Origin of the sequence: Spirillospora sp. NPDC049652 (genome assembly GCF_040675125.1) — a bacterium.
Lineage (GTDB): Bacteria > Actinomycetota > Actinomycetes > Streptosporangiales > Streptosporangiaceae > Spirillospora.
The window spans coordinates 1-4,546 of sequence record NZ_JBFAOF010000596.1 but is presented as its reverse complement, the minus strand read 5'-3'; the positions used below and the strand labels follow the sequence as shown (position 1 = coordinate 4,546).

Here is a 4,546-nt window from a genome sequence, read left to right as displayed (position 1 = left end):
GGCCCGGCTCGTCGCCGAGGGGCCGCCGAACGAGGACGTCGGACTCGACCCCTACGGGACCTACGGCGACGGGGAGTTCGCGCCTCCCGGCACCTTCGTCCCGCCCCTGCCCGCCCCGCCGACCTGCGTGCCGCCCGCCCCGACCAGCCGTCCGGAAGGTCCCCGATGAACGCCTCACCCGCCGCCCTGGCCGCCGCGTCCGCCGGCGGCGGCGACCTCCTGCTCTGGGTCGCCGTCCCGTACATCTGCCTCGCCGTGTTCGTGGCCGGGCACATCTGGCGCTACCGCCAGGACCAGTTCGGCTGGACGTCCCGCACCAGCCAGCTGCTGGAGCACCGGTGGCTGCGCTGGGGCAGCCCGCTGTTCCACCTCGGCGCCTTCATGGTGATCGGCGGACACGTGGTCGGCCTGGTCATCCCCGACTCCTGGACCGAGGCCGCCGGGATCAGCGAGCACGCCTACCACCTCACGGCGGTCACGGCCGGTTCGGTCGCGGGCGTCACGATGGTCGCCGGGCTCGGCATGCTGTGCGCCCGCCGGCTCCTGACCCGCCAGATCCGGCTCGGCACCGACCGCAGCGACAAGCTGCTGTTCCCGCTGCTGTCGCTCACCGTCCTGCTCGGCATCGCCGCCACCGCCGCGCACAACGTGTTCGGCCCCGGCTACGACTACCGGGAGACGGTCTCGGTCTGGTTCCGCGGCCTGTTCGCCCTCCAGCCGCAGCCGGAGGCCATGATCGGCGCGCCGCTGCTGTTCCAGTTGCACGCCCTGACCGCCTGCCTGCTCTTCGCGGCCTGGCCGTTCACCCGGCTCGTGCACGTGTGGAGCGCCCCGATCGGCTACCTGGCCAGGCCGTACCTGGTCTACCGCCGGAGGGGCGCCCCGGCCGTCGCCCGGGCCGCCGCCGGGCACCGCCGTCCCGCCTCCGGCTCCCGCCGCTCCTCCTGAGCCCGCCCGCTCCCCTCGCCCGCCCGCTCCCCGGACGAAAGAACCACGATCATGGACGACGTACTGACCGAATGGACCGCCGCCGTACAGGCCGAACTGGGCATCGACATCGAGGTCGACCGGGCCCTGCTGCTCGCCCTCGCGGGCGACGCCGCGCACGGCGTCGCCCGGCCCGCCGCACCCCTGACGACCTTCCTCGTGGGGTACGCGGCGGGACGGGCGGGCGGCGGGCCGGACGAGGTGGCCGCCGCGGCCCGGCGGGCCGGCTACCTCGCCGCCCGCTGGTCCGCCGGGACCACCACCGGCCCGGCCCCCAAGCCGAACCCGGGCTCCGGCCCCGGGATCGGATAGCGGCTTCCGCCGTCACCCGCCACAGCCCGTCACACGCCACGGGACGGTCGGCCCTGCCCGGCAGGGCCGATCGGCCCTGTCCGTTCGACCCCGGGTCGTGCAATATCGTCGCAGGCAGGTGCCGGTTCGCCCGGGGGGCGGGTCCTGGCGCGGGCACCAGACGGCGGAGAACGAGGAGCATCCGATGACCGACGGCGGGCAGCGCGGACCCGGCGACCCGATCCGGGTCTTCCTGCTGGACGACCACGAGGTGGTCCGGCGCGGAGTGCACGACCTGCTGAGCGACGAGCCGGACATCACGGTCGTCGGCGACGCCGGCACGGTGGAGCAGGCCCTCGTGCGCGTCCCCGCGCTCCGTCCGCACGTGGCGGTGCTCGACGTCCGCCTGCCCGACGGCGACGGCGTGACGGTGTGCCGGGAGCTGCGCTCGCGCATGCCGGAGCTGGCCTGCCTGATGCTGACCTCGTTCGACGACGAGGAGGCGCTGCTCGACTCGATCATGGCCGGCGCCTCGGGCTACGTGCTGAAGCAGATCCAGGGCTCGGACCTGGTGTCGGCCGTGCGCACGGTCGCGGGGGGCCAGTCCCTGCTCGACCCGAGCGCCACCGCCAAGCTGATGGCCCGGCTGCGCCAGGGCCCGGAACCGGAGCCCGAGCCCGACGCCCTGCCGGGCCTCACCGACCGGGAGCGGGAGATCCTGGCCCTGATCGGCGAGGGGCTGACCAACCGCCAGATCGGCCAGCGGCTGTTCCTGGCCGAGAAGACGGTGAAGAACCACATCTCCCGGCTGCTGGCGAAGCTCGGCGTGGAGCGGCGCGTCCAGGCCGCCGTCCTCGCCATGGAGGCCCAGGAGCGGTTCAGGCAGCAAAGCCGCTGACCTCGGACGTATCGCCGCTGACTCCCCGGGACGCGACGCCGCGGCGCCGTCCGCTCCTTTCCTCTCCTCTGCCGTCCGGTTCGCCGCACGTGGGCGGAACGCCGTGTCTGTTTTCTGCCAGCCATCTCCGTCCGGACGATCCATGCTGGAGTACGGAACACGAAGGAGAAGGAAACAGCCATGACCGTCTGCACGACGCTCGACAGCCCCCTGGGAGAACTGCTCCTGATCGGCGAGGCCGACGGGGACGGCGTCACCCTGACCTCGCTGTCCATGCCCGGCCAGCGGAACGCCCCGGCCGTCCCGCCCGCCCGCTGCCGGGCCCCGCGGGCCTTCGACGAGGTCACGCGGCAGCTGGAGGCGTACTTCGCGGGTGAGCTGACCGCGTTCGACGTCCCGTTCACCGCCGAGGGCACCGACTTCCAGCGGCGGGTCTGGGCGGCGCTGGACGGCATCCCCTACGGGACGACCGTCAGCTACGCCACGATCGCCGTCCAGAGCGGCGCGCCGGCGACCGCCGTGCGGGCCGTCGCCGCCGCGATCGGCGCGAACCCGCTCCTGGTCGTCCGCCCCTGCCACCGCGTCATCCGGTCGAACGGGGAGCTGAGCGGCTACGCGGCCGGTCCGGAGCGCAAGCGGCGGCTCCTCGACCTGGAGACCGTCCACCGCTCCGCCTGACCCCCGCCCCGGGGCCGGCCCCGACCGGGCCGGCGACGGCCGGGCCCACGCACGACGAGACACGACAGCGCCGAGGATTCCGCCATGAAGGACACCGCCACCCCGACCCTCCGTCCGGCCGACCGGGTCGGACGCCAGGACTGGACGGCCCTGGCCGACGAGCTCGGCGAGTTCGGCAGCGCGCTGGCCGGCCCCCTGCTCACCCCGGACGAGTGCCGGGAGATCGCCGACCTGTACGACCGGGAGGAGCACTTCCGGACCACCGTCGACATGGCCCGGCACCGGTTCGGCTCGGGTCAGTACCGCTACTTCACCCACGACCTGCCGGAGGTGGTCGCCGAGCTGCGCGCGGCGTTCTACCCGAGGCTGCTGCCCGTCGCCCGCGACTGGGCGGCCAAGCTGGGCCGGCCGGCGCCCTGGCCGGACGACCTCGCGACCTGGGTGGAGATGTGCCACGAGGCGGGGCAGTCCCGGTCCGCGCAGATCCTGCTGCGGTACGGCCCCGGCGACTGGAACGCCCTGCACCGCGACGTGTTCGGCGAGATGCTCTTCCCGCTCCAGGTCGTCGTCGGCCTGGACGCCCCCGGCACGGACTTCACCGGCGGCGAGTTCATCATGACCGAGCAGCGTCCCCGCGCGCAGTCGAGGGGGTCGTCCACGACCATCCCGCAGGGCCACGGGCTGGTCTTCACCACCCGGGACCGGCCGGTCGCCTCGAAGCGGGGCTGGTCGAACGGGCCGATGCGGCACGGCGTGAGCACCGTCCGCACCGGACGGCGGCGCACGCTCGGCCTCGTCTTCCACGACGCGGCATGACCGGCACGCCGACCGTGCCCGCCGGGCCCCGGGAGCGGGGCTACACCCTGCTGGGGCCGGACGCCCTGCCGTACCGCAGCACGGTCCCCGGCACGCTGGGCGGGCACCGCCGGACGCGCCTCTACGGACGTCTCGACTGCCCGTCCGCGCTCCGGGCCATCGCCCGCGGGCACTACGTGAAGCACCGGGTGTTCTTCGCCGACGAGGCCACGGCTGTCGCCGCCGGGTACCGTCCCTGCGCCGTCTGCCTGCCCGCCCGGTACACCCGTTGGAAAGCCACCCGAGGAAGCGCCGGCACGACCATGATCACTCCCGTCCGTCCGCAGCGGACCGGTTCGCCCCTGCTCCGGACGGCGCAGTCGCCCGGAGCCCGCCTCGCCTCACCCGCAGCCCACACCGACGCGGAGCTCGCGGCCCTCGCCGGGTTGCTGACGCGGCCGGGGGCGCGGATCGAGATCCTCGCCGTCGGGCACGGCCGGGACGAGGCGTCCCGCGAGGCCGCCCGCGCCGTCACCGAAGCGTGGACGGCACGCGGCGGCCAGGTGGCCGCCGTCGTCAGCTGGCCCGAGGAGGCCGCCTCCTGGCTGCGGCCCGCCACGCGGCTGACGACACCGCGGCCCGACGCGTGGGTGATGGCCGCGTCCCCGCTGGGCTTCGCGCAGCTCGCCCGCCGCCTGCGCCACTCCACCGACTGGGACCCGGCCCGCACCTTCGCGTTCGCCTCCCTCCAGGACGTCCGCCTCCCGGAACTCGCCGGACCGGGGGTGCTCGACGGCCTGCGCGGCGCGACCGCCGACGGCGGCACCTGGGAGGTCGACGAGCGCGGCGTGACCGTCCACCCGCGCGCGGGGACGCGGTGAACGCGCTCCTCCCGCT

6 protein-coding genes are annotated in these 4,546 nt (G+C 75.0%); all 6 read left to right on the top strand.

Going from position 1 to position 4,546, the window contains the following annotated elements:
- The first annotated feature begins 165 nt into the window (after window positions 1-165).
- Window positions 166-948, top strand: coding sequence for a respiratory nitrate reductase subunit gamma (gene narI, locus AB0J52_RS28690; protein WP_500185611.1), 783 nt, complete (start codon window positions 166-168; stop codon window positions 946-948).
- 51 nt (window positions 949-999) lie between these two features.
- On the top strand, window positions 1,000-1,299 hold the full coding sequence (locus AB0J52_RS28685; RefSeq protein WP_500185609.1) for a DUF6457 domain-containing protein: 300 nt from the start codon (window positions 1,000-1,002) through the stop codon (window positions 1,297-1,299).
- Window positions 1,300-1,483: 184 nt separating this feature from the next.
- Window positions 1,484-2,176, top strand: a complete 693-nt coding sequence (locus AB0J52_RS28680) for a response regulator (RefSeq protein ID WP_500185608.1) — start codon at window positions 1,484-1,486, stop codon at window positions 2,174-2,176.
- A 180-nt stretch (window positions 2,177-2,356) separates the two neighbouring features.
- The gene (locus AB0J52_RS28675; RefSeq protein ID WP_500185607.1) at window positions 2,357-2,854 is read left to right on the top strand and encodes a methylated-DNA--[protein]-cysteine S-methyltransferase; all 498 of its coding nucleotides are present in this window, start codon (window positions 2,357-2,359) and stop codon (window positions 2,852-2,854) included.
- A gap of 84 nt (window positions 2,855-2,938) precedes the next feature.
- On the top strand, window positions 2,939-3,670 hold the full coding sequence (locus AB0J52_RS28670; protein WP_500185605.1) for a 2OG-Fe(II) oxygenase: 732 nt from the start codon (window positions 2,939-2,941) through the stop codon (window positions 3,668-3,670).
- Window positions 3,667-4,530: an Ada metal-binding domain-containing protein gene (locus tag AB0J52_RS28665; protein ID WP_500185604.1), complete on the top strand. Its 864-nt coding sequence runs from the start codon at window positions 3,667-3,669 to the stop codon at window positions 4,528-4,530. The genes AB0J52_RS28670 and AB0J52_RS28665 overlap by 4 nt, the downstream gene beginning before the upstream one ends.
- The last annotated feature ends 16 nt before the right edge of the window (window positions 4,531-4,546 follow it).